Source organism: Streptomyces sp. NPDC101151, from assembly GCF_044768335.1.
In the GTDB taxonomy this organism is placed as follows: Bacteria; Actinomycetota; Actinomycetes; order Streptomycetales; family Streptomycetaceae; genus Streptomyces.
Map to the genome: position 1 here is coordinate 98,707 of NZ_JBIWPP010000019.1, position 25,112 is coordinate 123,818.

Here is a 25,112-nt window from a genome sequence, read left to right on the forward strand (position 1 = left end):
GTGAACCCGGCCCCGCCAAGGAGCCGCCCGGGCACACGAAAGGGGCGGTGGGAGCGAGTCCCACCGCCCCTCACGGCGTCGGTCGACTACCGGGACTGCTGCGCCGGAACGCCCCGGGAGATCGGCTCGTCCTCGGCAGGGGTGCCGGCGGCGGCGACCGCGGCGCCGGTCAGCGTGGCGAGCATCTCGCGGACGTTCGTCAGCTGGGCGTTGATGCTGTCGCGGCGGTTGGTGAGAGCGGCCAGCTCGCGCTCGGATTCCGAACGGATCCGGTCGGCCTTGGCGTTGGCGTCGGCCACGATGTCCTCGGCCTGGCGCTGGGCCGTCTCCACCGTCTGGCGGGCGCGGCGCTCGGCGTCCGTGCGCAGCTTCTCCGCCTCCAGACGGAGCTGCTCGGCGCGGTGCTCGATCTCGGCGAGGCGCTTCTCGGCCTTCTGCTGGCGGGAGGCCAGGTCGCGCTCGGACTGCTCGCGGCGCTTGGCCAGGTTCGTCTCGAAGTCGGCGGCGGCCTGCGCGGCCTTGGCGCGGGTCTCCTCGAAGAGGGCGTCCGCCTCCTCGCGCTTGGACTGCGCGTCCTTCTGCGCCTCGGAGCGCAGCTGGGAGGCGTCGCTCTTGGCCTTCTCGACGATCCGGACGCCCTCGTCCTCGGCCTTGGTCTTGCGCTCCGCGGCGAACGACTCGGCGTCGTTGCGGACCTGCTGGGCCGCCGACTCGGCGAGCTCGCGGTGCTGCTCGGCCGCGCGCCGGGCCTCATCACGCAGATCCTTCGCCTCTTCCTCGGCGAGGCGCAGGATCTTCTCGACCCGTGCACCGAGACCCGCGTACGACGGCTCGGCGTCGGTGATCTGCGCCTGGGCGTTCTGCGTCTCGAGGTGGAGCTCCTCGATGCGCTTCTCCAGAGCGGTGATGCGGGCGAGAGCGCTGTCACGGTCGGAGACGAGCTTGGAGATACGTTCGTCCACCTGAGCGCGGTCGTACCCACGCCGCACAAGCTCGAAGCCGTAGGGGGAAGTGTCGCTCATGGGATTCCTGTCGAATGAGACCGGTGAGGTGATAGGTGGAATCCTAGGGGCCGAAGCGGTGTGTCATCGAGCGGATACGTGTTTGATCTGGAGAATGACACCTCTTTTGGGTGGCTGACCGCGGGACGGCTTGCCAAAGACCAGGGCAAAGCCCCCAGAAGACCCCGGAATCCGTCCCGCCCGCTAGCCGTCCGACTGCTTGCCACCCGATCGGGGGGCGCCCACGCTGGCGCCCGCCTTGACTCCGCCGTCCTTGCCGGACGCCGGGGTCTCGAAGGACTCCAGCGCCTCCAGGACGTCCTGGACCCGCGAGATCTCGGCGTTGATGTCCTCGCGCCGGCGCACCAGGATCTCCAGCTCGCGCTTTCCTTCCTCGACCGTGCGCCGGGCCTCGCGGATCGCCTCGGCCTTCAGCTCCTCGGCCTCCCTGACCAGGGTGGCCTTCTTCTGCTCGGCCTCCTTGAGCAGGCCCTCCGCCTTCTTGACGGCGGCGATCCTGACCTTGCCCGCCTCGGAGCTGGCCTCCGACACCAGCTCCTTGGCCTTCGCCTGCGCCTTGGCCAGCTGCTCCTCGGCCGCTTTGATCAGCGCGTCGCAGCGGTCGCCGGTGGACTTCATCGTCTCGGCGGCCTCGCGGCGGGCCCGCTCGTGCAGCTCCTCGATCTCGGTGGTGATGCGGTCGCGCAGCTCCTCCGCGCGCTCCCTGATGGCGGTCGCGTCCCGGCGGGCGCCGACCAGCAGCTCGTCCGCGTCCGTGCGAGCCTTCTCGACCCGCGAGTTGCCCTCGACGGTCGCCTCGGACACGAGCCGCTCGGCCTCGTTGCGGGCCGCGCCCACCATCGTGTCCGCCTGCGACTCCGCGTCCGTGGTGGCCTGCAGTGCCTGCTGCTGGGCCTCGGTGAGCAGCTTGTCGGCCTCGGCCGTGGTCTCCGTGATCAGCGTGTCGACCTGCTCGGCCGCCTCCGAACGCCGCTTGTTGGCGTCCTTGCGGGCCTCGTCGAGGGTCCGCTCGGCCTGCTCGCGCGCGGAGTTGACGAGCCGCTCGGACTCGACCTCCGCGTCCGCCCGGAGCCGCTCGGACTCACTGCGCAGCCGCTCCGCGTGCTGCTGGGCCGAGCCGACCGTCTCGGCGGCCTCGGCGCGCAGCCGCTCGGAGTCGCCGGTGGCGTCCGAGATGAGCTGCTCGGCACCCGCGACGGCCTCGGCACGGACCCGGTCCGCCTCGGCGACCGTCTCCGACTGCAGCCGCTCCGCCTCGTTGCGGGCCTCGGTGATGAGCGTGTCCGCCTGGGTCGCCGCGTCCGAGCGCATGCGGTTGGCGTCCTCGCGGGCGTCCGCCCGGGTGCGTGAGGCGGCCTGGTCGGCCTCGGCGAGCGCGTCCGACGCTTCCGTGCGCACCCGCTGGGCGTGCCCGGACGCGTCCGAGCGCAGCTGCTCCGACTCCGCGATCGCCTCCGCGACCGTACGCTCGGCGAGCGCCTTGGCGGCCTCGGTCTCCTCGTTCGCCTCGCGCCGCACCCGCGATGCGTCCTCGCTCGCCCGCTCCCGCTCGGCGTAGGCGTCTGCGCGGACCCGGTCCGCCTCCTCCTCGGCCTCCCTGCGGGTACGGTCCGCCGCGTGCTCGGCGGCCGAGCGCAGCCCGGTGATCTCCTCCTGCGCCTGCTCGTGCAGCCCGGTGACGGAGTCCCGCACCTGCTGGGCGTGCTGCTCGGCGGCGGACACCATCTCGGTGGCACGCCGGTCGGCCTCCTCGACCAGCCGGGTCGCCTCGGTCTGCGCGTCCTCCACGCGCCTGCGCGCCGAGGCCAGCAGCTCCTCGCTCTGCTCGCGGGCCCGCTCGCGCTCCTGGTCGGCCTCGCCCCGCGCGGCACCCAGCAGCTCCTCGGCCTCGCGGCGGCGCCGCGCTGCCTCCTCCTGCGCGGCGGCCAGCGTCTCGGACGCCTCGGTGCCGAGCCGCTCGGCGGCGGCCTGCGCCTCCGCGCGGACCCGGTCGGCCGTGTCCTGGGCCTCGGCCTTCAGCCGTTCGGCCTCGGCCGCGGCCTCCGCACGCAGTCGTACGGCGACGGCCTCGCCCTCGGCACGCGAGGCGGACGCGTCGGACGCGGCCTCCGTGCGCAGCCGTTCGGCCTCGGCCTCGGCCTGCTGCTGGAGCGTACGGATCCGCTCGGCGGCCTCGGCGCGCAGCCGCTCGCTCTCCTCGGCGGCCTCCCGGCGGATCCGGGCCGCCTCCTCGCGGGCGTCGACGAGCGCCTGCTCGGCCGCCGTCAGCCGCTCCTGGGTCTCCGTCTGCAGCCGGGTCAGGTCCTCGGCGGCCTCGGCACGACGGGCCTCGACCGCGCGCTCGGTCTCCTCGCGCAGCTCACGGGCGGCCTTCTCGGCGTCCGCCTTGACCGTCTCCGCCTGCTCGTCGGTCTCCGCACGGAGCCGCTCGGCCTCCTTGCGGGTGCGCTCCAGGGTCTCCTCGGCCTGCCGGCGCAGCGTGGTGGCCCGCTCGATGGCCTCGGTACGGACCTTCTCGCTGTCCGTGGTCGCCTTCTGCCGCAGCTCGTCGGCGTCCGCCTTGGCCTTGGACAGCAGCTCCTCGGCGGACTTGGCCGCCTCCTCGATCTGCGCCACGGCCTCCCGGCGGGCCTCGGCGCGGATCGACTCGCCCTCGGCGACCGCGTCGGCGCGCAGCTGCTCGGCCTCGCCGCGCAGCCGGCGGGCCTCCTCCTGCAGCTCGACCGTCTTGGCGCGGTACTCCTTGGTGTCGTCCTTCGCCGCGCCCTTGAGCTGCTCGGCGATGTCGTGTGCCTCGGCGCGCAGCCGGTCGGCCTCGGACTCGGCCTCCGTGCGGATCCGCTCGGCCTCCTCGGCCGCGGACTTGGTGGTGTTCCTGGCTTCCTCCGCCGCCTTGTTGAGGACGTCCTCGGCGGTCTTGGCGGCCTTGGACAGCTGGGTCGCGCTCTCCTCGGCGGTGATCGTACGGGCCTTCTCGGAGGCCTCCGCGACGATCTTCTCGGCCTCGGCACGCGCGTCGGCCACCTGCTGCTCGGCCTCGGCCCTGGTGGTCTCGGCCTCCTTGGTGGCCTCGCTGACCAGCCGGGCGACCTGCTCCTTCGCCGTACGCGTACGGGTCTCGTTGGCGGCCTCGGCGCTGGACAGGGTCTTGGCGGCGGCCTCCTTGGCCTCCGCGACCAGCTTCTCGGCCTCGGACGACGCCTTGCGCAGGGACTCCTCGGCCTGCGCCATGCGCTCCTCGGCGGCCCGGCTCAGCTCGGCGGACTGCCGGCGGGCGGTGTCCGACTCGCTGACGGTGGAGCTGCGCAGCTGCTCGGCGTGGTCGGTGGCCTCCTGGGCCTGCGTGGAGGCGGCGTTCAGCAGCCGCTCGGCGTCCGTGCGGGCGCGGCGCAGGATCTGCTCGGCCTCCGCGCGGGCCGTCTCGGCGTCGGTCTGCAGCCGCTCCCGGGCCTCCCGGGTCAGCCGCTCGGTCTCCGTGCGGGCGGCGGCCATCGCCTGCTCGGCCTCGCCGCGGGACTCGTCGAGGAGCCGACGGGCCTGCGACTCGGTCCGGGCGCGCAGCTGCTCGGCCCACGCCACGTTCTCGTTGACGTGCGATTCGACCGTCTGCCGGCGCTCGGCCAGCTCCTGGTCCAGCTGCTGCCGGCGGGTGACCGCCTCCTGGTGCAGCTCGGCCTGCAGCCGGGCAGCCTGCTCGGCGTGCTCCTGCAGGATGCGCTGGGTCTGCGCACGGGCCTGGCTCAGCTCCCGCTCGGCGTCCTGGCGCAGCTGGTCCGCCTGGATCTGGGCATTGCGGAGCAACTGCTCGGCCTGATAGCCGATGTCACCGCCGTCATAGGCGGGCCGGGTCATCAGGGTGCGTCGCGCCTCGTGCAGCTTGGCGCGCAGCACCTCGACCTGGTAGCCGAGGTCCTCGGCGTGCTGGATCGCCTTTTCCCGCTCGGTCTTCAGCCGCTTCATCTCGGCCTCGAACCGAGAGAGGTGGTCGACGTCAGCCGCCGGCTCTCGCTCCTGGCTCTCGTAGCCCCGCACTGCGCGGTCCCATCCGTCCCCTGGTCAGCTTCTCCAACGAGCTCCGTCCAACCGCCGAACGGGGCCCCCGGGGAATGGTGTCAGATCAACGGCGGAGCACGGGCTGCTGCCCCGACGCTCGTCCCCCGAAACCCGGACCCCGGCGTGCGGTCGCCCCGGTTGTGGCGACGACCGCCCCCAACCCTACCGGCCCATATGTACGGGGGTCAGTGCTCGGGCGACTCAACAGGGGCCGAAGTGACCAGTTCCGTCAGGACACCATGGCAATCCTTGGGGTGCAGGAAGGTGATCCGCGACCCCATGGAGCCGCGTCGTGGCTCGTCGTACAGAACGCGTACGCCCTTGCCGCGGATCTCCTCGGAGTCCCCGTCCACATCCGCCGTACCGAAGGCGATGTGGTGCACGCCCTCCCCGTTCTTGGCCAGCCACTTGCCCACCGCCGAGTCCTCCCGGGTCGGCTCCAGCAGCTGGAGGTAGGAGGCGCCGCCGTCGGACGTCTCGTTGATCTTGAGCATGGCCTCCCGCACGCCCTGTTCCTCGTTGACCTCGGTGTGGAACACCTCGAAGCCGTACGTGGCCCGGTAGAACTCGACGGTCGCGTCGAGGTCGTGGCAGGCGATCCCGATGTGGTCGATTCGCGTCAGCATGGAATCAGTGCAGCGCTACGGAGGTGGTTACGCAACGTGCGCGCGATCACACCGGCGGCCCGATGACGGCGTGGACTACCCCTCAGTACATTCGAAGTAAACCCTCGTTCACTCCTCGGCTGTGCAGGCCGGTAAGGGGATCGCAGCTCATGTCTTCTGGTACTTCTGGGACGAACAGCTCGGTGATCGTCGCGGGCGCGCGCACGCCCATGGGACGACTGCTGGGCTCGCTGAAGTCCTTCTCCGGAGCCGATCTCGGCGGCTTCGCGATCAAGGCCGCCCTCGACCGTGCGGGGATCGGCGGCGACCAGGTGCAGTACGTGATCATGGGGCAGGTGCTCCAGGCCGGTGCGGGACAGATCCCGGCCCGCCAGGCCGCGGTCAAGGCCGGCATCCCGATGAGCGTCCCGGCGCTCACCATCAACAAGGTGTGTCTGTCCGGCCTGGACGCCATCGCCCTCGCCGACCAGCTGATCCGCGCCGGCGAGTTCGACATCGTGGTCGCCGGCGGCCAGGAGTCCATGACCAACGCCCCCCACCTGCTGCCGAAGTCCCGCGAGGGCTTCAAGTACGGGGCGATCGAGATGCTCGACGCCATGGCCTACGACGGCCTGACCGACTCCTTCGAGGGCATCGCCATGGGCGAGTCGACGGAGAAGCACAACACGCGCCTGGGCATCGCGCGCCCCGAGCAGGACGAGATCGCCGCGCTGTCCCACCAGCGCGCCGCGGCCGCCCAGAAGAACGGCATCTTCGAGGCCGAGATCACCCCGGTCGAGATCCCGCAGCGCAAGGGCGAGCCGGTCGTCTTCAGCAAGGACGAGGGCATCCGCGGCGACACCACCGCGGAGTCCCTGGGCAAGCTGCGCCCGGCCTTCACCAGGGACGGCACGATCACCGCCGGCACCTCCTCGCAGATCTCGGACGGCGCGGCGGCCGTGGTCGTGATGAGCAAGGCCAAGGCCGAGGAGCTGGGCCTGGAGTGGCTCGCGGAGATCGGCGCGCACGGCAACGTGGCCGGCCCGGACAACTCACTGCAGTCCCAGCCGTCCAACGCCATCCAGCACGCCCTGAAGAAGGAGGGCCTGGAGGTCTCCGACCTCGACCTCATCGAGATCAACGAGGCCTTCGCCGCGGTCGCCGTGCAGTCAATGAAGGACCTCGGCGTGTCCACGGAAAAGGTTAACGTCAACGGTGGTGCGATCGCCCTGGGTCACCCGATCGGCATGTCCGGCGCCCGCCTCGTGCTCCACTTGGCGCTGGAGCTCAAGCGCCGGGGCGGTGGCGTCGGCGCGGCCGCGCTGTGCGGTGGCGGCGGTCAGGGCGACGCACTGGTCGTGCGGGTCCCGAAGGCCTGAGTTCTCTGTACGTCTGTGAAGTGAACGGAGCTGTTTGATGCAGGACGTCTCCTCTCTGGTGGCCCAGGCCAGGGAAGGCCGACCGCGGGCCGTGGCCCGGCTCATCTCCCTGGTGGAGGGGGCGTCCCCGCAGCTCAGGGAGGTCATGGCGGCGCTCGCCCCGCTGACCGGCAACGCGTATGTGGTGGGTCTGACCGGCTCACCCGGCGTCGGCAAGTCGACCTCCACCTCCGCCCTCGTCACTGCGTATCGCAAACAGGGCAAACGGGTCGGCGTCCTGGCCGTCGACCCGTCGTCCCCGTTCTCCGGCGGTGCCCTGCTCGGTGACCGGGTGCGTATGTCGGACCATGCCTCCGACCCCGGTGTCTACATCCGCTCGATGGCGACCCGCGGCCACCTGGGCGGCCTCGCCTGGGCGGCCCCGCAGGCGATCCGCGTCCTGGACGCGGCGGGCTGCGATGTGGTCCTGGTGGAGACGGTCGGTGTCGGCCAGTCCGAGGTGGAGATCGCCTCCCAGGCCGACACGTCCGTGGTGCTGCTGGCCCCGGGCATGGGCGACGGCATCCAGGCGGCGAAGGCCGGCATCCTGGAGATCGGTGACGTCTACGTCGTCAACAAGGCCGACCGGGACGGCGCCGACGCCACGGCCCGCGAACTGAACCACATGCTGGGCCTGGGCGAGTCGCGAGGTCCCGGCGACTGGCGCCCGCCGATCGTCAAGACGGTCGCGGCCCGCGCGCAGGGTGTGGACGAGGTGGTCGAGGCCCTGGAGAAGCACCGGGCCTGGATGGAGGAGCGCGGCGTCCTCAGCGAGCGCCGCAGGGCCCGCGCGGCCCGTGAGGTGGAGACGATCGCGGTCACGGCCCTGCGCGAACGCATCGACGACCTCCACGGCGACCGCCGCCTCAGCTCCCTGGCGGAGCGCATCGTCGCAGGCGAACTGGACCCGTACCGCGCGGCGGACGAACTGGTGACGGGCCTGACGGAGGGCTGAGCCGCCCGACTCCGGGACGGGATCGGGAGCGGCCCGGCCCGGGACGTTCGGCTGGAGGCCTCGTGGCGGGGCTGCTGATCGGCCGGCTGCCGTTGCCCGTCTGCTCCGCCCCGGCGGGCGGGGCCGCCCTCGTGACGGCTGCGGCTGCGGCCGTCGTGCCGCCGGGGCGGCACGGGTGGGTGATGGGGGTCCCCCGCTCGAGCGAAGTCGAGAGTGGGGGAGGAACCCCCGGTGAGGCGCCCCGGTGCCGCCGGGTCCTGCGACCCACCCCCCGCCCGGCCCGAGGCCTCCGCCCGGCTCAGGGGCGCCCCCGCTGCCCCCTCAGGTGCTCGGCGATCGGCTTGAGTGCCTTGTCCAGCTCTATCAACGCATCCGACGACAGCAGATCGATGAAATGCCGCCGCACCGACGCCACGTGGTGCGGCGCGACCTTCTTCATCGTCTCCATGCCGTGCTCCGTCAGCACGGCATACAGGCCCCGCCGGTCGGACTCGCAGTTCTCGCGCCGCACCAGGTTCGCGTTCTCCATCCGCGTGATCTGGTGCGAGAGCCGGCTCTTGGACTGCAAGGTGGCGGAGGCCAGGTCGCTCATCCGCATCCGCACGTCTTCCGACTCGGACAGATTTACGAGGATCTCGTAGTCGTTCATAGTCAGGCCGAACGGCTGCAGATCCTTTTCGAGCTGGTACGTCAACAGCCTGTTGACCTCCAGGTGGGTGCGCCAGGCGCACTGCTCCGCATCGGTCAGCCAGCGCGTGGCCGTCTCGGTCTCCATGAATGAAGTCTACCTAAGAAGTTGAATGACGAACTACTTTGGATGATGTGACAGTGCGCACGCGTTCGACGTCACACTCCGCAGACTACCGCTCACAGCCCGAAGCGACGCTGGAGGTCCCCCAGCTGTCCGGGAAGGCGCGGTACGCCCGCTGATTGCGGACCGTGTCCACCCGGTGTCACTCCGCCACCACCCGGGACCCCGGGCTGGGGCGGAATCGCCCCCGTCGCCTGCTCGGCCATGAGGGTCTCACTCGACTGCAGCAGGACCGTCCCGGCCCCCACGAACTCGAACTGGTGCTCCTCGCCGGAGGCCCCGCCCAGGCCCGTCATTGCACGTAGACCGCCCATGACGCCGGTCAGATACCCGTGGTCGTAGTGATGGCACGGTGACGGGCAGTCGGCCCACCCGACCAGCGCCTGCGGGTCCACCCGGATCGGAGGTTCCATGAACACCACCGGACCGTTAGATGCGGCCACAAACTTGCCGGTTCCGATAAGGGTCAGAAAACCCGGCACGATCGACTGTTTGAGCGCGAGACTTGGCTGAAAAGCGAGCAGATTGCCCGCGCGAATGGTCAAGTTCCCGTCTTCGAGGTCGTAGGAGTTGACGTCGAAGGCCCGGTCGGCCAGCAGCATCTTGCCCGAGCCCGCCGCCACGACCCAGTCGCTGGCGTGCAGAGGCGAATGGAACGACGTGCGGACAAGTCGGTCGAGTCGGCCGTGCCCGATGCCGTTGAACTCGATCGCCCCGTAGTAGGCGATCATCTTCCCCTTCTGCAGGAACCACTGCCCGCTCTTGAGCTCGACGCAGAACGTGTACTTGTTCACGTTGTCGTCGACGGGGAGGGTCATGGGGTCGTGCACCACCGGGCCGCCGGGAGTTCCGTACGCGCTCACAGCTTCTCCTCCGAGGCCTGGACGTACACCGTGCCGCTGCCGCTCAGCTCCAACTGGAACGCCTCACCGGAGCCCCGGCCCACCATGTCGCGCCAGCCGAGCGCGGTGGAGAGCTTGTTGCGGACGTCGCCGTGGTGGGCGACGTAGGCCTGCGGGTCCACATGGACCGGGCGCTGGGGAGTGATCGGGATCTCGAAGACGCCGCCGTGCGCCATCACGGCCACCGAGCCCTGGCCCTGGAGGGTGGTGGTGAACAGACCCTGCCCGGTGACCTGCCCCCGGACCAGGCCCATGACCCCGCCCTGCGATCCCATGAACATCGTGCCCTGCTGCAGCGTGCCCTCGAAGGCGAGCAGCCGGTCGGCCTCGACGTAGAGGGTGTCGCCGGAGAGGCCGATGACGTGCACATGGTGGCCGCCGTGGCCGAAGAAGACGGTGCCGCTGCCCTCGACGGTCATCAACGGTGTCGCCTCGCCGGCCACCCGCCGCCCGAGCATGGACATCAGCCCGCCCTGCCCGCCCTGGACGTTGGGCGTGAAGGACACGTCCCCCTTGTAGGCGAGCATCGCCCCGCGCTGGCTGAACAGCCGCTGCCCGGGCAGCACGGTCGCCTCGACCATCTTGGAGTTGATCTCCCGGAAGCTCATCTCACAGGTCCCCCGCGATCGTGTTCCGCTCGCTCGGCTGCACATAGACCAGCCCGTCGCCCTCGAAGCGGATCTGGAAGGCCTCGCCGCCGCCCTCCCCGAGGAGCGTGCGGAACGTCACACCGGACTGGAAGGACTGCCGGACGTTCCCCTGGTGGGCGATGTAGGCGCCCGGGTCGACCGTCAGCGGGTACTGCGGGCTGACCCGGAGCACCACGGCCGGGCCGTCGGAGACGATCGCCGCCTGACCGTGCCCCTCGACGGTCGTCGTGAACAGCCCGTTGCCCTGCGAGGCGCCGCGCAGCCCGGTGAACGTCGTGCCCGTCCGGAGCCCCGCGTCGGTCGCGAGCAGATTGCTCGACTCGACGTAGAGCTTGTCCCCCTGGAGGCCGACCAGGTTGATCTCCGAGGCCCGGTCCGCGAACCAGCACGTCCCGTGGCCCCTCACCTCCATCACCGTCATCTGCTCGCCGGTGAGCCGCCGGGTCACCATCCCGCGCAGCCCCTCGCCGCCACCACTCAGCTTCTTGAAGGCCATCTGCCCGTCGTACGCGACCATCGAGCCGTTCTTCGCCTTCACGGCGTCCCCGGTCACGTCGACGGCGAGTACCTTGCTCCCTTGGAGTCGGAACATCGCCACGCTGCGAAAGTAGCGGTGGCGCGGGCCGGCGGACCAGGGCCCGTGGGTGGAGAGCGACCCTGAGCGCACCCCTAGGTGCGCCGTTTGCCACAATGGGCGAACGCTTGTGCTTCTGTTCACAAAGCGGATCGCACAGCCGATCACGACGCGACCGCGCCCTCAGCGACTCCCACCGAAGGTGACCCGTGGATCTCAAGACCGCCACCGCCCTCCGCCGCCTCCGCCTGGTCTCGGCGCCGGAGGCCGTGTCCTTCCTCGTCCTGCTCCTCTGCTCGGTCCTGAAGCGGACCACGGAATTCAACGCGGTGCCCGTGATGGGCGCGGTCCACGGCGTCCTGTTCCTCCTGTACGTGATCTTCTGGGCGGACGCCTGGAACCGCACCAGGTGGGGCTTCGGGACCGCGGCCCTCTACTTCGTCCTCTCCGTGCTGCCCACCGGCGGCTTCTTCGCGGAGCGCAAGCTGCGCCGCGAGGCCGAGAGCGCCGTCATCGCCGCCCGCGCCCGCAAGGAAGGAGTCGTGAACGCATGATCGTCGCCTTCTCCGTGACACCCCTGGGCGTCGGCGAGGACGTGGGGGAGTACGTCGCCGACGCCGTCCGTGTGGTGCGCGAGTCGGGCCTGCCCAACCGCACCGACGCCATGTTCACGTCGATCGAGGGGGAGTGGGAGGAGGTCATGGGCGTCGTCAGGCGCGCCGTGGCCGCCGTCGAGGAGCGGGCCCCGAGGGTGTCCCTCGTCCTCAAGGCCGACATCCGACCCGGCGTGACCGACGGGCTCACCTCCAAGGTCGAGACCGTCGAGCGGCACCTGGCGGGGTAGCGCCGGCCGATCCCCTTGAACCCCGGCCCTTTGGGGGCCGGGGTTTTCTTGTCCCCGGTCTTTGAGCGATCGCTCAAAGAGGTGTACTTTCCCTCCCAGACAGTTTGAGCAGACGCTCAAACGCCACTCCGACGTGGGGGAACACCATGGGTCTCTACATAGAGACGCATATCCGCGCCGACCTGGACGATCTCTGGGCGCGTACCCAGGACCCCGCCCTGCACCAGCGCTGGGACCTGCGGTTCACGGAGATCGACCACCTCCCGCGCGCGGACGGCGAGCCGCAGCGCTTCCGGTACGCCGTGCGCGTCCTGCCGTTCCTCACGGTGTCCGGCACCGGAGTCGCCGCGGGCGAGAAGGAGCGGCCCGACGGCACCCGCACCTCCGCCCTGCGCTTCGTCTCCCCGCACCCCCTGTCGCTGCTCGCCGAGGGCAGCGGGTACTGGCGGTACGTGCCCGAGGGGCAGGGCGTCCGCTTCCTCACCGGCTACGACTACCGCCCCCGCTGGGGCGCCTTCGGCGCGCTCGCCGACCGGCTGGTGTTCCGGCCGCTGATGGGCTGGGCGACCGCCTGGTCCTTCGACCGGCTGCGGCTGTGGCTGGAGCGGGGCATCACCCCCGAGCGCGCCCTGGTCAACTGGCTGGCCGAGCTGGCGGTCCGCGCGCTCGTGCTGACCGTGTGCCTGACCGGCCTGGGGCTGGAGTCCCTCGTCCACGTCTTCGGTGCCCTCGGGGCCACCGTGGCGTACCTGTGCCCGCTGCTGCTGGTGGTCGCGACGTCCCTCGCCCTCCTCAAGGCACCGCTCGCCTGCACCCCGGCAGCGCGCCGCTGCCTGCGCGCCCCTCTCACCCAGGTGTGCGCACCCCGCCTTCTGCACACCCTGGAGAAGCACGGATGACCCCGACGACCTCGATGTTCCGCACGGTGATGGGCGACGACTTCGACCGTCTCCACCCCCAGCTGCAGCGCCGCTTCTCGGTCGGCCTGGCGAGCGGGGAGGCCTGCACCGGCCGCGGTGTCATGGACCGGATCTGGCACGGACCGGCGTTCGTGAGGCCGTTCCTGGCCCTCGGTGCCACACGCAACATCCTCGTCCCGAAGGCCGGCCGTGACATCCCCTTCGTGATCGAGAACGTGCCGTACACCGACACCTACGGCCGTGAGACGGTGACCTTCGTGCGCACCTTCGACCTGCCCGGCCGCCCCCGCCGCTTCGACGCCCAGATGGTGCTCAGCCCCAAGGGAGACCGCGTCCTCGACTACCTCGGCACCCACCAGCACCTCGCCGGCGAACTCCATCTCGGCGCCGAGCCCGACGGCTCGCTGCTCATCCGCTCCGGCGAGCACCGCTTCCGGGAGGGCCCGGTGGACGTGCGCGTACCGGAGCTCCTCGGTGCCACGGCCGAGGTGCGCGAGTCCTACGACGACGCGGCCGGCCGCTTCCGGATCCGGGTGAAAGTGGTGAACCGCCGCTTCGGTCCGCTCTTCGGCTACGAGGGCTCCTTCACGGCCTCGTACCGGAACGTCCGCGCCCGCGGGGTGCGGCCCGGACTGCGCCCGGTGCGGGAGGAGGCGCGCGCATGAGCCCGGAGACGGCGAAGTCCCAGGAGACGAAGACCAAGCTTCTGGAGGGCGCGCTGCGCACGCTCACCGAGCAGGGCATCGCCAAGACCTCGGCCCGTACGGTGGCCTCGACGGCCGGAGTCAACCAGGCGCTGGTCTTCTACCATTTCGGATCGGTGGACGAGCTGCTCGCCGCCGCCTGCCGCTACGGTGCCGAGAAGTCCGTGGCGCAGCACCGCCCCCGGCTCGCCTCGGTCGCCTCCCTCTCCGAGCTGCTCGCCGTCGGCCGCGACATCCACGAGCAGGAACGGGGCGGCGGTCATGTGGCCCTCCTCGGCCAGCTCCTGGCCGGTGCCCAGACCCATGCCGCCCTCGGCCCGGCCACGGCCGCCGGTCTCGATCTGTGGATCGCCGAGATCGAGCAGGTGCTCCGCCGGGTGCTCGCTTCGACGCCCTTAGCGGAGTTCGCCGACCCGGCCGGCCTGGCCCGAGCCGTCGCCGCCTCCTTCGTCGGCGTCGAGCTGTACGAGGGCGTGGACGAGGCGGGTGCGCACGCGGCCCTGGACGCCCTGGAACAGCTGGGCGCGCTGGTCGCGGCCCTGGACGCGCTGGGCCCGGTCGCCCAGCGTGCGGTCCGTCACCATCTGCGGCGCACGAGCCGCGGCTGACCGGGGGAGGGCTTCCGTCAACCTCGTATCGAGGTGTCACCCTTCGCAAAAAGAGGTGTCACCCTTCGCGGGAAGGTGACGGACATCACTCGGATGTCTGCCGGGCGACCGAAGGCCGAGACGGGGCTGACCGCCATATGACCGGCCGGTAGGGTCTGATGACGTGCCGAAGCCTCTCAGCCTTCCCTTCGACCCCATCGCCCGCGCCGACGAGCTCTGGAAGCAGCGCTGGGGAAACGTGCCCGCCATGTCCGCGATCACCTCGATCATGCGGGCGCAGCAGATCCTGCTGGCCGAGGTCGACGCGGTGGTCAAGCCGTACGGACTGACCTTCGCGCGCTACGAGGCGCTGGTGCTGCTCACCTTCTCCAAGGCCGGTGAGCTGCCGATGTCCAAGATCGGCGAGCGGCTGATGGTGCACCCCACGTCCGTGACGAACACCGTGGACCGGCTGGTGAAGTCCGGTCTGGTGGCCAAGCGCCCCAACCCCAACGACGGCCGCGGCACCCTTGCCGTCATCACGGAGAAGGGCCGCGAGGCGGTCGACGCGGCCACCCGTGACCTGATGGCGATGGACTTCGGCCTCGGGGTGTACGACGCCGAGGAGTGCGCGGAGATCTTCGCGATGCTGCGCCCGTTGCGGATCGCCGCACACGACTTCGACGACGAGTGACCCGGGGCAAGATCTCCCGGAACGGACGGTTACGCTCGACCGCATGAAGAAGAGCGTGCTGACCCGCTACCGCGTTTTGGCCTATGTCACCGGTGTCCTGCTGGTGCTCCTGTGTCTGAGCATGATCGCGAAGTACGGGCTGGACGTCGACGGTGCCGCCGACCTCACCCGGGTCGTCGCCATCGCGCACGGCTGGCTGTACGTCGTCTACCTGGTCTTCGCCTTCGACCTGGGTTCCAAGGCGAAGTGGCCGGTCGGCAAGCAGCTGTGGGTGCTGCTGGCGGGCACGATCCCGACCGCCGCCTTCTTCGTCGAGCGCAAGGTCAGCCGGGAGCTGGAGGCCAGGGTCGCCGACCCGGCCCCGGCCGTCGCCAAGGCGTAGTTCCACCGGGGTTCCAGCGCGATTCCACCGCCGTACGGCACTCGTACGGCGGTTGCCCATCGACATTTACTAGGACGTCCAAGTAAATTCGACGGTATGGACGCTCACGCCATCGAGGAAGGCCGCCGACGCTGGCAGGCCCGATACGACGCCGCGCGCAAGCGCGACGCAGACTTCACCACGCTCTCCGGCGATCCCGTGGAGCCGGTGTACGGACCCCGGTCCGGGGACACGTACGGGGGATTCGAACGGATCGGCTGGCCCGGGGAGTACCCCTTCACGCGCGGGCTCCATCCGACCGGCTACCGCGGGCGTACCTGGACGATCCGCCAGTTCGCCGGGTTCGGCAACGCCGAGCAGACCAACGAGCGGTACAAGATGATCCTCGCCGCGGGCGGCGGAGGACTGTCCGTCGCCTTCGACATGCCGACGCTCATGGGGCGCGACTCCGACGAACCCCGCTCGCTCGGCGAGGTCGGGCACTGCGGGGTGGCGATCGACTCGGCCGCCGACATGGAGGTCCTGTTCAAGGACATCCCGCTCGGTGACGTCACGACGTCGATGACGATCAGCGGACCCGCCGTACCCGTCTTCTGCATGTACCTGGTCGCCGCCGAGAGGCAGGGCGTGGACCCGTCGGTCCTGAACGGCACGCTGCAGACCGACATCTTCAAGGAGTACATCGCCCAGAAGGAGTGGCTCTTCCAGCCGGAGCCCCATCTGCGCCTCATCGGCGACCTCATGGAGTACTGCGCGGCCGGCATCCCCGCCTACAAGCCGCTGTCCGTCTCCGGCTACCACATCCGTGAGGCCGGGGCCACGGCCGCGCAGGAGCTGGCGTACACGCTCGCGGACGGCTTCGGCTACGTCGAGCTGGGGCTCTCCCGCGGGCTCGACGTGGACGTCTTCGCACCGGGGCTCAGCTTCTTCTTCGACGCGCACGTCGACTTCTTCGAGGAGATCGCCAAGTTCCGGGCGGCCCGGCGCATCTGGGCACGCTGGATGCGGGACGTGTACGGCGCGCAGAGCGACAAGGCGCAGTGGCTGCGGTTCCACACGCAGACCGCCGGTGTCTCGCTGACCGCGCAGCAGCCGTACAACAACGTGGTGCGGACGGCCGTGGAGGCGCTGGCCGCCGTGCTCGGCGGGACCAACTCGCTGCACACCAACGCCCTGGACGAGACGCTCGCGCTGCCGAGCGAGCAGGCGGCCGAGATCGCGCTGCGTACCCAGCAGGTGCTGATGGAGGAGACCGGGGTCGCCAACGTGGCGGATCCGCTGGGCGGCTCGTGGTACGTCGAGCAGCTGACGGACCGGATCGAGGCGGAAGCGGAGAAGATCTTCGAGCAGATCAAGGAACGGGGCCTGAGGGCGCACCCCGACGGCCGGCACCCGATCGGACCGGTCACCTCCGGCATCCTGCGCGGGATCGAGGACGGCTGGTTCACCGGCGAGATCGCCGAGTCGGCCTTCCAGTACCAGCAGGCGCTGGAGAAGGGCGACAAGAGGGTCGTGGGCGTCAACGTCCACCACGGCTCCGTCACCGGCGATCTGGAGATCCTGCGGGTCAGCCACGAGGTGGAGCGCGAGCAGGTGCGGGTGCTCGCCGAGCGGAAGGCGGCACGCGACGAGGGGGCCGTGCGGGCGGCGCTGGACGCCATGCTCGGCGCGGCCCGGTCCGGCGGCAACATGATCGAGCCGATGCTCGAGGCCGTGCGGGCCGAGGCGACGCTGGGCGAGATCTGCGGGGTGCTGCGCGACGAGTGGGGCGTGTACACCGAGCCCGCCGGCTTCTGACGGCGGACGCGAACGGGCCGGCGGTCTGTGCCGCCGGCCCGTTCGCATGCTGTCGCTCCGGATTCAGAACTGCTGCACGAAGTACGGCTCCACGGTCATCCAGCCGTTGCCCCGGGCGCCGTTGCGGGTGCCGTTGTCGCTCTGGGCGAGGGTGTACCAGGAGTCGACGTAGTCCGGGTCGTCCGTCCACCAGTCGTCCGGGATCGCGTCCAGGACGGCGTTCACCAGCGGGATGTAGGTGCCCTGGTCGGCGACGGTGAGCAGCACGGTGGCGATGGCCTTGGCGAGGTCGCGGTAGTTGGTGCTGCCGTCCTCCTCCATCATCACGGCGTCGGCCAGGTCGTACTTGTAGTTCGACCAGTTGACCAGGATCTGGTTCGGCCGGTACACCGTGCCGTCGTTGTCGAGGTAGGGCATGTCGACCGGGTCGACGCGGACCTTGCCGTCCTGGCCGAAGCCGGTGACCAGGGTGTAGATCTCGGCGTCGCCCTTGACCCAGGGCTCCTCGTCGTCCGAGAGCTCCACCGAGGTGATCCTGGTGGTCCAGAAGCCCGCGGTGGCCGAGGCGGCCTGTCCGGCGGCCTTCCGGGTGTCCGGCGCGGCGGTGGGCGCGGCAGCCGCGGAGGCGACACCGCGCCGCTGCAGCTCCGCCCCGAGGACCTCGAGGCCCGCGGCCAGCGCCTTGGACCCGTCGAGGTCGACGACGTACACCGGGTGTGCGGGCGCGGTGCGGGCGTCGAGTGTGTGCGCCCGGCCGTGGCTGTCGTAGGCGGTGACGGCGGTGGTGTCGTCGTCGGAGGCGGCCACGGCGACCCAGGGGGTGGTGCCGGCGGTCAGCGCGGCGCGCATGGAGTCGTCCCCGAGGCGCAGCCGGAGCAGCGAGCCGACCTTGCCGTCCAGGCCCTTGGCCGTGGCGATGCGGCGGTCGGCCGCGGCCAGCGCGGACTTCAGGGAGCCGTGGGCCAGGGGGGTGACGGCCACCTCGTGGGAGGCGAGGGCGGCCTTGCGGACGCGGGTGCGCCAGGCGGTATCGGTCAGCGACGCGGCGATGGCGCGCGCGGCCTGGTCCTCGGCCGAGGACACCGCGGACGAGGGAGCGGGGGAGCGGGGGGCCGCCGAGGCGGGCGGGGCGCCGAGGGTCTGCCCGGCGGTCAGGGCCACCAGGGATGCCGCGAGGGCGGCGAGGGTGCCGTACCGGCGGGGGTGACGGGGTCTCACGTGGATCGGTCCTCCTGGGCCAGTCGGGTCGCGCTGTCAGGTGGAGCGGGTGCTGCGAGGCACATCCATGCGGATCTATGCGAGTAGATGCCGTCCGAATAATGGCGGTGACATGACAGAACGGCAAGGGTTGCCGTCAAGGGGCCCGGTGAACATCGGGGAACGGGAAGCGGAGGCGATCCCACCGAACACCCCTGGGCGCCCTGGGTGGTTCGCCTCGCGGCGCCGCGCGCGTCCTGCGTGGCCTCGGCCGAGTCCCCGTCGTGTCGGTCGGGACCCGTGGGTGTCAGGGCCCCGCCGCGCCGAGCCCGTCCAGCAGGATCGTCGTGAAGCGTGCCGCCCAGTCGCAGTCGACCTGCTCGCAGGAGACGAGGGTGCGGTGCACGACCGCGCCGGCGATCACATCGAAGATCAGGTCGATCTGCGGGCCCGGGTCCGCCTCGTCCGGGGGAATTTCGCCGCGGTGCTGGGCGCGGCGACGCCCCTCGACCACCAGGCGCTTCTGCCGGTCCACGATCCTCTCCCGGATCCGTCCCCGCAGGGCCTCGTCGTGCGTGGCCTCGGCGACCACGGCCATCAGGGCGGTCTTGGTCGCGGGCTGCTCCAGCAGCTCGGCGAACTGCAGCACCACGCCCTCGACATCGGCCCGCAGGCTGCCCAGGTCCGGGAGGGACAGCTGGTCGAAGAGGGTGGCGAGGGCGTCCACCACCAGTTCGTTCTTGCCCGCCCAGCGGCGGTACACCGTGGTCTTCGCAACCCCGGCCCGGGTTGCCACGTCTCCCAACGTGAGTCCGGACCAGCCCAGTTCGTCCAGTGCCGCGCGGGTCGCGGCCAGGATCGCGGTGTCCGCTGCGGCATTGCGCGGGCGGCCCGTGCGGGGGGCTGGGGTGCTGCTCTGCATCCCCCGACCATAACCGGGGACGCCTGTGAAGCCGTGAGGGAGATCACCGGGGTGTGGTGTCGCGCGGGGCCCGGATGGCATTACGCTACGACTCGTAGCGAAAGCTTGCGCGGGACGTGCGTGAGTGACGCTACGAGCGACGACCGACCGACGACGCGACGCGGGGTGGGGACCCGGCGCATTTCGCATCGTTTTTCACACACGCGCGGGAACGGGGGAGGATAGACGCATGCAGCCACGGAACATGTCCATGAGCGGCGTCGTCGACCTCGCCGCGGTGAAGGCGGCCCAGGAGGCCAAGACCAAGGCCGAGCAGGCGCGCGCCGAAGCCGCCCGACAGGGTGGGGCGGGGGCCGTCTCTCCGGCCGAACTCGTCATTGATGTCGATGAAGCCGGTTTCGAGCGCGATGTCCTGCAGCGCTCCGCCGAAGTCCCCGTCGTCATCGACTTCTGGGCCGAGTGGTGTCAGCCCTGCAAGCAGCTGAGCCCGGTCCTGGAGCGACTGGCCGTCGAGTACGACGGGCGCTTCCTCCTCGCCAAGATCGACGTCGACGCCAACCAGATGCTGATGCAGCAGTTCGGGATCCAGGGGATCCCCGCTGTGTTCGCCGTCGTCGCGGGGCAGGCCCTGCCCCTCTTCCAGGGTGCGGCCGGCGAGCAGCAGATCCGGGAGACCCTGGACCAGCTGGTGGAGGTCGCCGAGCAGCGCTTCGGTCTGACCGGCCTGACCGTCGACCCCGACGCTCAGCCGGGCGAAGCCCCGGTGCGCGAGGTGCCGGCGGGGCCGTACGACGCCCTGCTGGAGGCCGCCGTGCAGGCGCTGGACGCCGGTGATCTGGGCGGCGCCATCCAGGCCTACGAGAACGTACTGAGCGACGACCCGGGCAACACGGAGGCCAAACTCGGTCTCGCCCAGGCCGAACTGCTCAAGCGGGTACAGGACATGGACCCGCAGCAGGTGCGCAAGGACGCGGCCGACAAGCCCGCCGACGCCGCGGCGCAGATCGCGGCCGCCGACCTCGACCTGGTGGGCGGTCATGTCGAGGACGCCTTCGGGCGGCTCATCGAGACCGTGACGCGCACGGCGGGTGACGACCGGGATGCGGTGCGCCGCCGCCTGCTGGAGCTGTTCGAGGTGGTGGGGCCCGAGGACCCGCGCGTGATCGGAGCGCGCCGAGCTCTGGCCCGAGCCCTGTTCTGACCAGTTACTAAACGCCACGGCTTGTGATGCCGGGGTGAAAGATTTGCCGACGAGACGTCAGAGCGGCCGCGTTTTACCAAATCTTGGTAATCGCGGCCGCTGTTACTCGCAGTAAATCGGGCCTGTTGATCTGTCTGGTTTCATCCAAGGATCAACCGTTTTGCTCTGCCCCTGAACGCCACCGAGCGTTGCCTTCCGAGACCGGCGGGTCGTTGTTCGGTTATACGGCCGTTACTAGCGAGTAACGAACCCCCTTGTGTCAGGCGCGAGAATGCACCACGATCGGCGACGCTCGGTCCATTCCCGTACCCCGGCAACCGGTTGGGTCGCGGGAGACTCTGGGTCCCCACCGAGCAGAGCCGGCGGCAGTGGCGCCGGGTCTAGGGCAGGGGGGTCTTCGCCAAGCCGGCGGAGCCTGTCCAGAGGTTGTGCGTGATGCGTGTCAGGCGCGACCAGTGGTTGTCGCTCGGGGGTGATCGCCGGTGATTCGGGCGCTGTATGCGCCTCCGAGTACGGGCGCTCTCCTTCCCGAGGACGTAGCACTTCTCCCATCCCTGCCCGACTGAGCCGCCGACTGGGGCGAGTCCGGGCCAGGAGATGTACGTCCGAGAAGGAGGAAATATGGAGTCCCAGGTGCGTGGCGGGACCAGATGGAAGCGGTTCGCTGTGGTGATGGTGCCCAGCGTCGCCGCTACGGCCGCGATAGGTGTCGCCCTCGCGCAGGGCGCTCTCGCCGCTTCGTTCAGCGTTTCGGGTCAGTCGTTCAAGGTGCGCGCCGACAAGCTCGTCGGTGACGGCTTCTCGCAGTACGGCGCCATTGACAACGGCTACACCCTGGACGGCAAGAAGACGGCCCACCCGGTGGCCGTCTCGGCGTTCAAGCACGCCGAGATCACCAACCTGTGCCAGTCCGTGGTCACCCCGAACGTGCCGTTCTTCGGTTCCGTCAGCCTCATCCTGAAGGCCGGCGGAGCGGGTCACGACGCGGTCCAGGCCGACCGGATCTACATCGACGTCGCCGACCTGCAGGCCGACGCGGTCTTCGACAACATCGACATCGGTGTGGCTGCCAAGGATGCCGACAAGGGTCCGGGTATGAAGGGTGGGGGCGAGCAGGCCAACCCCTACGGCTTCGCGCAGCAGGCCGACAAGGCCACGCTGACCGACGTGAAGCAGACGGCGTGGGCGACCACTGCCGGTACCTTCAAGCTGAGCGGTCTGCACATGTCGCTGTCGACCGATGGCGCGGAGTGCTTCTAAGCACTCGTTGACGGGCGGGGGAGCCAGTGGCGCCCCCGCCCGTCCACACTCCGGCCGCGCCTTCACGCGCGGTACACATCACCACCACAGCAACGCCGCACCAGGGAGCTGTTTTCCATGAGCGCCGAGACTCCTGCCGCCGACCCCGGCCAGTTCACCCGCCGGAGGCTGCAGTTCCGCGCCTGGCGGGGCACCCGTCCTTTCTGGGCGGGTCTGTACGTCCTGCTCAGCGGTCTTCCGATCATGTACTTCCCGTACTTCCACCTCCAGCTCGGTCATCTGACGCTGGCGATGGCGACCACGGCGGGGGCCGGCTCCCTGATCATCGGCGCGCTGCTCGTCGTTCTGGGCGTCAGCCTCTGGTTCCAGAAGCACGTGCGGACGTTCGCGGGTGTCGCCGCGATCCTGCTGGCGCTGGTGTCCCTCCCCGTGTCCAACTTCGGTGGCTTCATCATGGGCTTCCTGCTCGCCCTCGTCGGCGGAGCGATGGCCGTGTCGTGGTCGCCGGGAGCGTCGCCGCAGCCGGAGCCGCCGGCCGGGGCCGCACCGGGCGAGGGCGTTTCCCCCGAGGCCGCACCGCTGCCCGCTCAGGGCGTGGACGGGGGGATCGAGTCGAACGACCTGTCAGGAACGAGCCCGGGCAACGGGGCGAACGGGAGGCACAGTGCCGGCTGACGAGGTGATCCACGGGACCGATGTGGACAGGTCCCGTGAGAGAACCGGGCCCCGCCACGCGGCACCCAAGAAGCCGCTGTTCACCAGGTTCCACATGCCGGCCGGCAAGGCGATCGCCTCCGTGGCGATGCCCACCGCCGTCCTTGTGGGGATGGGCTTCACATCGAGCCTCGCGCTCGCCGACAACGGCAGTACGCCGTCGACGTCCAACAGCCAGAAGGCCGCGGACTACAAGGACTGCGTCAAGGCGCTGGACGACGACTCGAAGGACGCTTCGGCCTCGCCCTCGCCGTCCGCGAGCGAGCCCACCGACAAGGCCACGCCGTCCCCCACGGCGTCCGCCGACGCGCAGGACTCCAAGGACACGGGCAAGACCCCTTCGTCGGATTCGGGCTCCGGCGACACGGCCACGCCCAAGCCGACGGCGACCTCCGGTTCGTCCGGCTCGGGTTCCGACTCCGGCTCGTCGGGCTCCGGTGGCGGCGACACGGCCACGCCGACCCCCTCGGCGTCCCAGAGCGGTGGTCTGCTGGACACCATCGGCGACACGGTCGGTGACATCCTCACCGGCGGCAAGAAGGACTCCGGCACGTCCGCGAGCCCGACGCCGTCGGCGTCCCAGTCGTCCTCGCCGGCCGCGTCGGCCTCCACGGACAAGGGCAGCGCCACCGACACCGTCAAGGACACCGCGACCAAGGCCGCCAAGACGGTCACGGACACGGTGAAGGACACGACCGACACGGTCTCCAAGACGGCCGAGGACACCACCAAGGCGGTCAAGGACGCGGCCGAGTCGGCCACGCCCAGCCCCTCGGCGAGCTCCTCGACGTCCGCGGACGACTGCCCGGCGGCCACGGACGACGAGAGCGGCGTCGACAACAAGGTGCCGGTGGCGGACGACCCCTGGTACCTGAACGCCAGCTCGCTGCTGCTGAAGGGCGCCGACTACCAGGGCATCGTCGAGGTGAAGACGGCCGACGGCACCAAGAAGAAGGTGCTGAAGTACGTCATCTCCGGCGGGACCGACATCGGTGACCTGCACCAGACGGTCAACGACAAGCAGGCGAACAAGACGTACCACGTGCAGGCGTCCCAGGGCTCGACGTCCACCATCCGCGGTGGTGACACCGTGATGTACACGGAGAGCATCTCGGGCAACCTGTTCGGCCTGATTCCGGTGACGTTCAGCCCGGACAGCCCGCCCCCGCTCAACATCCCGTTGATCTACTTCACCAACGTGAAGGTGGTCCAGGCGGCCCAGTTCGGCGGCAACCTGCACGTGCCGGGCATGCACGTGTACACCACCGACTGAGCAGTCGTACAGACCCGTTCGGGAGCCGCACGCCGTGGCCCGGTCCTCCACCTGTGAGGACCGGGCCACGGCACTGAGGGCGCCCCCTGTCACAGGGGGCGCCCTCAGTGCCGTGCAAGGCCCTTGCGGGGAGGTCAGTTGCTCTGGCCGCCCACGTGGTGGACCCGGACCATGTTGGTGGTGCCGGGGACGCCGGGGGGCGAGCCGGCGGTGATGATGACCGTGTCACCGGGGTTGAAGCGGCCCAGCTGGGCCAGTTCCTGGTCGACCATGTCGACCATTTCGTCGGTGCTGTTGACGAACGGGACGACGTGCGGCTCCACGCCCCAGCTGAGGGTCAGCTGGTTGCGCGTGCCCTCGTCGGTGGTGAAGGCGAGGATCGGCTGGGACGCGCGGTAGCGGGACAGCCGGCGGGCGGTGTCGCCGGACTGGGTGAAGGCGATCAGGCCCCTGCCGCCGAGGAAGTCGGCGATCTCGCAGGCCGCGCGGGCGACCGAGCCGCCCTGCGTGCGCGGCTTCTTGCCGGGGACGAGGGGCTGCAGACCCTTGGAGAGCAGCTCCTCCTCGGCGGCCTTCACGATCTTCGACATCGTCTTGACGGTCTCGACCGGGTAGGCGCCCACCGAGGACTCCGCCGACAGCATGACCGCGTCCGCGCCGTCCAGGATCGCGTTGGCCACGTCGGAGGCCTCGGCGCGGGTCGGCCGGGAGTTGGTGATCATCGACTCCATCATCTGGGTCGCCACGATCACCGGCTTGGCGTTGCGCCGGCACATCTCCACCAGGCGCTTCTGCACCATCGGGACCTTCTCCAGCGGGTACTCGACGGCGAGGTCACCCCGGGCGACCATCACGCTGTCGAACGCCATCACGACGTCCTCCATGTTCTCGACCGCCTGCGGCTTCTCGACCTTGGCGATCACCGGGACCCGGCGGCCCTCCTCGTCCATCACGCGGTGGACGTCCTGCACGTCCTTGGCGTCCCGGACGAAGGACAGCGCGACCATGTCGCAGCCCATGCGCAGCGCGAACCGCAGGTCGTCGATGTCCTTCTCGGACAGCGCGGGCACGTTCACGGCGGCGCCGGGCAGGTTGATGCCCTTGTGGTCGGAGACCACACCGCCCTCGATGACGATCGTCCGCACGCGCGGACCCTCGACGTCCAGGACCTTCAGCTCGACGTTGCCGTCGTTGATCAGGACCTGGTCGCCGCGCGAGACGTCGCCCGGCAGTCCCTTGTACGTCGTACCGCAGATCTGCTTGTCGCCCGGCACGTCCTCGGTGGTGATGACGAACTCGTCACCTCGTTCGAGTTCGACCGGGCCCTCGGCGAAGGTCTCCAGACGGATCTTCGGGCCCTGCAGGTCGGCGAGGACACCGATGGCCCGCCCGGTCTCCTTGGCCGCGGCACGGACGCGGTCGTACCGCGACTGGTGCTCGGCGTGGGTGCCGTGGCTGAAGTTGAAACGGGCCACATTCATGCCCGCCTCGATCATGGCGACGAGCATCTCGTGGGAGTCGACCGCGGGGCCGAGAGTACAGACGATTTTCGAACGGCGCATGGGGGCGATCCTATCGGTTTGTTTCGCTGCGGAATATTCCGTCTGGCGGAAGATACAAATGGGCG

At 70.4% G+C, this 25,112-nt stretch carries 24 protein-coding genes; 14 read left to right on the forward strand and 10 right to left on the reverse strand.

The window, feature by feature from the left end; genetic code table 11:
* Positions 1 to 86: 86 nt before the first annotated feature.
* From ACIRU3_RS29865 to mce, 3 genes are all read right to left on the reverse strand, one after another.
* Complete coding sequence (locus ACIRU3_RS29865) at positions 87 to 1,022, reverse strand: cellulose-binding protein (RefSeq protein WP_404062532.1); 936 nt, start codon at positions 1,020 to 1,022, stop codon at positions 87 to 89.
* A 183-nt stretch (positions 1,023 to 1,205) separates the two neighbouring features.
* Positions 1,206 to 5,054 (reverse strand): polarized growth protein Scy, encoded by a 3,849-nt coding sequence (scy, locus tag ACIRU3_RS29870; RefSeq protein ID WP_404062535.1) that lies wholly within the window; start codon positions 5,052 to 5,054, stop codon positions 1,206 to 1,208.
* Between the two features lie 206 nt (positions 5,055 to 5,260).
* Positions 5,261 to 5,701, reverse strand: coding sequence for a methylmalonyl-CoA epimerase (gene mce / locus ACIRU3_RS29875; protein ID WP_222996837.1), 441 nt, complete (start codon positions 5,699 to 5,701; stop codon positions 5,261 to 5,263).
* 149 nt (positions 5,702 to 5,850) lie between these two features.
* Between mce and ACIRU3_RS29880 the strand changes: the two genes are divergently transcribed.
* Positions 5,851 to 7,059: an acetyl-CoA C-acetyltransferase gene (locus ACIRU3_RS29880; protein ID WP_404062537.1), complete on the forward strand. Its 1,209-nt coding sequence runs from the start codon at positions 5,851 to 5,853 to the stop codon at positions 7,057 to 7,059.
* Between the two features lie 37 nt (positions 7,060 to 7,096).
* Positions 7,097 to 8,053 (forward strand): methylmalonyl Co-A mutase-associated GTPase MeaB, encoded by a 957-nt coding sequence (gene meaB, locus ACIRU3_RS29885; protein WP_404062540.1) that lies wholly within the window; start codon positions 7,097 to 7,099, stop codon positions 8,051 to 8,053.
* A 298-nt stretch (positions 8,054 to 8,351) separates the two neighbouring features.
* On the opposite strand, the gene ACIRU3_RS29890 is transcribed toward meaB, so the two are convergent.
* The 4 genes from ACIRU3_RS29890 to ACIRU3_RS29905 all read right to left on the reverse strand — a co-directional run bounded on the left by ACIRU3_RS29890 (position 8,352) and on the right by ACIRU3_RS29905 (position 11,008).
* Positions 8,352 to 8,828 carry a MarR family winged helix-turn-helix transcriptional regulator gene (locus tag ACIRU3_RS29890; protein WP_404062542.1) on the reverse strand — a complete coding sequence of 159 codons (477 nt, stop codon included), beginning with the start codon at positions 8,826 to 8,828 and terminating at the stop codon, positions 8,352 to 8,354.
* Positions 8,829 to 8,920: 92 nt separating this feature from the next.
* Positions 8,921 to 9,727, reverse strand: coding sequence for an AIM24 family protein (locus tag ACIRU3_RS29895; protein ID WP_404062545.1), 807 nt, complete (start codon positions 9,725 to 9,727; stop codon positions 8,921 to 8,923).
* Positions 9,724 to 10,374 carry an AIM24 family protein gene (locus tag ACIRU3_RS29900; protein WP_404062547.1) on the reverse strand — a complete coding sequence of 217 codons (651 nt, stop codon included), beginning with the start codon at positions 10,372 to 10,374 and terminating at the stop codon, positions 9,724 to 9,726. The genes ACIRU3_RS29895 and ACIRU3_RS29900 overlap by 4 nt, the downstream gene beginning before the upstream one ends.
* A gap of 1 nt (position 10,375) precedes the next feature.
* On the reverse strand, positions 10,376 to 11,008 hold the full coding sequence (locus ACIRU3_RS29905) for an AIM24 family protein (protein WP_404062649.1): 633 nt from the start codon (positions 11,006 to 11,008) through the stop codon (positions 10,376 to 10,378).
* A 191-nt stretch (positions 11,009 to 11,199) separates the two neighbouring features.
* On the opposite strand from ACIRU3_RS29905, the gene ACIRU3_RS29910 reads away from it, so the two are divergent.
* The 8 genes from ACIRU3_RS29910 to ACIRU3_RS29945 all read left to right on the forward strand — a co-directional run bounded on the left by ACIRU3_RS29910 (position 11,200) and on the right by ACIRU3_RS29945 (position 16,918).
* Positions 11,200 to 11,544, forward strand: coding sequence for a DUF3817 domain-containing protein (locus tag ACIRU3_RS29910; protein ID WP_404062550.1), 345 nt, complete (start codon positions 11,200 to 11,202; stop codon positions 11,542 to 11,544).
* The gene (locus tag ACIRU3_RS29915) at positions 11,541 to 11,834 is read left to right on the forward strand and encodes an MTH1187 family thiamine-binding protein (protein WP_404062553.1); all 294 of its coding nucleotides are present in this window, start codon (positions 11,541 to 11,543) and stop codon (positions 11,832 to 11,834) included. Before ACIRU3_RS29910 ends, ACIRU3_RS29915 begins: the two co-directional genes overlap by 4 nt.
* 146 nt (positions 11,835 to 11,980) lie before the next feature.
* Positions 11,981 to 12,733, forward strand: coding sequence for a hypothetical protein (locus tag ACIRU3_RS29920; RefSeq protein ID WP_404062556.1), 753 nt, complete (start codon positions 11,981 to 11,983; stop codon positions 12,731 to 12,733).
* Entirely contained in the window at positions 12,730 to 13,419 is a 690-nt protein-coding gene (locus tag ACIRU3_RS29925) for a DUF4166 domain-containing protein (RefSeq protein ID WP_404062559.1), read from the forward strand. The genes ACIRU3_RS29920 and ACIRU3_RS29925 overlap by 4 nt, the downstream gene beginning before the upstream one ends.
* On the forward strand, positions 13,416 to 14,066 hold the full coding sequence (locus tag ACIRU3_RS29930) for a TetR/AcrR family transcriptional regulator (RefSeq protein ID WP_404062561.1): 651 nt from the start codon (positions 13,416 to 13,418) through the stop codon (positions 14,064 to 14,066). Before ACIRU3_RS29925 ends, ACIRU3_RS29930 begins: the two co-directional genes overlap by 4 nt.
* A 163-nt stretch (positions 14,067 to 14,229) precedes the next feature.
* Positions 14,230 to 14,739, forward strand: coding sequence for a MarR family winged helix-turn-helix transcriptional regulator (locus tag ACIRU3_RS29935; RefSeq protein ID WP_404062564.1), 510 nt, complete (start codon positions 14,230 to 14,232; stop codon positions 14,737 to 14,739).
* A gap of 43 nt (positions 14,740 to 14,782) precedes the next feature.
* Entirely contained in the window at positions 14,783 to 15,121 is a 339-nt protein-coding gene (locus tag ACIRU3_RS29940) for a DUF3817 domain-containing protein (RefSeq protein ID WP_404062567.1), read from the forward strand.
* A 96-nt stretch (positions 15,122 to 15,217) separates the two neighbouring features.
* A complete protein-coding gene (locus tag ACIRU3_RS29945) occupies positions 15,218 to 16,918 on the forward strand; it encodes a methylmalonyl-CoA mutase (protein WP_404062570.1) in 1,701 nt (566 codons plus the stop codon).
* Positions 16,919 to 16,981: 63 nt separating this feature from the next.
* Here ACIRU3_RS29945 and ACIRU3_RS29950 read toward each other — a convergent pair whose 3' ends face one another.
* Together ACIRU3_RS29950 and ACIRU3_RS29955 are read right to left on the reverse strand one after the other, a co-directional pair.
* A complete protein-coding gene (locus ACIRU3_RS29950; RefSeq protein ID WP_404062573.1) occupies positions 16,982 to 18,136 on the reverse strand; it encodes a DUF3103 family protein in 1,155 nt (384 codons plus the stop codon).
* 286 nt (positions 18,137 to 18,422) lie between these two features.
* Positions 18,423 to 19,037 carry a TetR/AcrR family transcriptional regulator gene (locus tag ACIRU3_RS29955; protein WP_404062576.1) on the reverse strand — a complete coding sequence of 205 codons (615 nt, stop codon included), beginning with the start codon at positions 19,035 to 19,037 and terminating at the stop codon, positions 18,423 to 18,425.
* 229 nt (positions 19,038 to 19,266) lie between these two features.
* Between ACIRU3_RS29955 and ACIRU3_RS29960 the strand changes: the two genes are divergently transcribed.
* The 4 genes from ACIRU3_RS29960 (at position 19,267) to ACIRU3_RS29975 (ending at position 23,485) form a co-directional block, all read left to right on the forward strand.
* Positions 19,267 to 20,238 carry a tetratricopeptide repeat protein gene (locus ACIRU3_RS29960; RefSeq protein WP_404062578.1) on the forward strand — a complete coding sequence of 324 codons (972 nt, stop codon included), beginning with the start codon at positions 19,267 to 19,269 and terminating at the stop codon, positions 20,236 to 20,238.
* A gap of 621 nt (positions 20,239 to 20,859) precedes the next feature.
* On the forward strand, positions 20,860 to 21,498 hold the full coding sequence (locus ACIRU3_RS29965) for a DUF6230 family protein (RefSeq protein WP_404062581.1): 639 nt from the start codon (positions 20,860 to 20,862) through the stop codon (positions 21,496 to 21,498).
* Positions 21,499 to 21,615: 117 nt separating this feature from the next.
* Positions 21,616 to 22,173 carry a DUF6114 domain-containing protein gene (locus ACIRU3_RS29970; RefSeq protein ID WP_404062584.1) on the forward strand — a complete coding sequence of 186 codons (558 nt, stop codon included), beginning with the start codon at positions 21,616 to 21,618 and terminating at the stop codon, positions 22,171 to 22,173.
* A complete protein-coding gene (locus ACIRU3_RS29975) occupies positions 22,163 to 23,485 on the forward strand; it encodes a hypothetical protein (protein ID WP_404062587.1) in 1,323 nt (440 codons plus the stop codon). The genes ACIRU3_RS29970 and ACIRU3_RS29975 overlap by 11 nt, the downstream gene beginning before the upstream one ends.
* 134 nt (positions 23,486 to 23,619) lie before the next feature.
* On the opposite strand, the gene pyk is transcribed toward ACIRU3_RS29975, so the two are convergent.
* Complete coding sequence (pyk, locus tag ACIRU3_RS29980) at positions 23,620 to 25,047, reverse strand: pyruvate kinase (RefSeq protein ID WP_404062589.1); 1,428 nt, start codon at positions 25,045 to 25,047, stop codon at positions 23,620 to 23,622.
* Between the last annotated feature and the right edge of the window lie 65 nt (positions 25,048 to 25,112).

Coding starts and splice junctions, on each gene's coding strand:
- ACIRU3_RS29865 (WP_404062532.1), bottom strand. CDS start 1,022: ATGAGCGACACTTCCCCCTACGGCTTCGAGCTTGTGCGGCGTGGGTAC.
- mce (WP_222996837.1), bottom strand. CDS start 5,701: ATGCTGACGCGAATCGACCACATCGGGATCGCCTGCCACGACCTCGAC.
- ACIRU3_RS29880 (WP_404062537.1), top strand. CDS start 5,851: ATGTCTTCTGGTACTTCTGGGACGAACAGCTCGGTGATCGTCGCGGGC.
- meaB (WP_404062540.1), top strand. CDS start 7,097: ATGCAGGACGTCTCCTCTCTGGTGGCCCAGGCCAGGGAAGGCCGACCG.
- ACIRU3_RS29890 (WP_404062542.1), bottom strand. CDS start 8,828: ATGGAGACCGAGACGGCCACGCGCTGGCTGACCGATGCGGAGCAGTGC.
- ACIRU3_RS29900 (WP_404062547.1), bottom strand. CDS start 10,374: ATGAGCTTCCGGGAGATCAACTCCAAGATGGTCGAGGCGACCGTGCTG.
- ACIRU3_RS29905 (WP_404062649.1), bottom strand. CDS start 11,008: ATGTTCCGACTCCAAGGGAGCAAGGTACTCGCCGTCGACGTGACCGGG.
- ACIRU3_RS29915 (WP_404062553.1), top strand. CDS start 11,541: ATGATCGTCGCCTTCTCCGTGACACCCCTGGGCGTCGGCGAGGACGTG.
- ACIRU3_RS29920 (WP_404062556.1), top strand. CDS start 11,981: ATGGGTCTCTACATAGAGACGCATATCCGCGCCGACCTGGACGATCTC.
- ACIRU3_RS29925 (WP_404062559.1), top strand. CDS start 12,730: ATGACCCCGACGACCTCGATGTTCCGCACGGTGATGGGCGACGACTTC.
- ACIRU3_RS29930 (WP_404062561.1), top strand. CDS start 13,416: ATGAGCCCGGAGACGGCGAAGTCCCAGGAGACGAAGACCAAGCTTCTG.
- ACIRU3_RS29940 (WP_404062567.1), top strand. CDS start 14,783: ATGAAGAAGAGCGTGCTGACCCGCTACCGCGTTTTGGCCTATGTCACC.
- ACIRU3_RS29945 (WP_404062570.1), top strand. CDS start 15,218: ATGGACGCTCACGCCATCGAGGAAGGCCGCCGACGCTGGCAGGCCCGA.
- ACIRU3_RS29955 (WP_404062576.1), bottom strand. CDS start 19,037: ATGCAGAGCAGCACCCCAGCCCCCCGCACGGGCCGCCCGCGCAATGCC.
- ACIRU3_RS29960 (WP_404062578.1), top strand. CDS start 19,267: ATGCAGCCACGGAACATGTCCATGAGCGGCGTCGTCGACCTCGCCGCG.
- ACIRU3_RS29965 (WP_404062581.1), top strand. CDS start 20,860: ATGGAGTCCCAGGTGCGTGGCGGGACCAGATGGAAGCGGTTCGCTGTG.
- ACIRU3_RS29970 (WP_404062584.1), top strand. CDS start 21,616: ATGAGCGCCGAGACTCCTGCCGCCGACCCCGGCCAGTTCACCCGCCGG.
- pyk (WP_404062589.1), bottom strand. CDS start 25,047: ATGCGCCGTTCGAAAATCGTCTGTACTCTCGGCCCCGCGGTCGACTCC.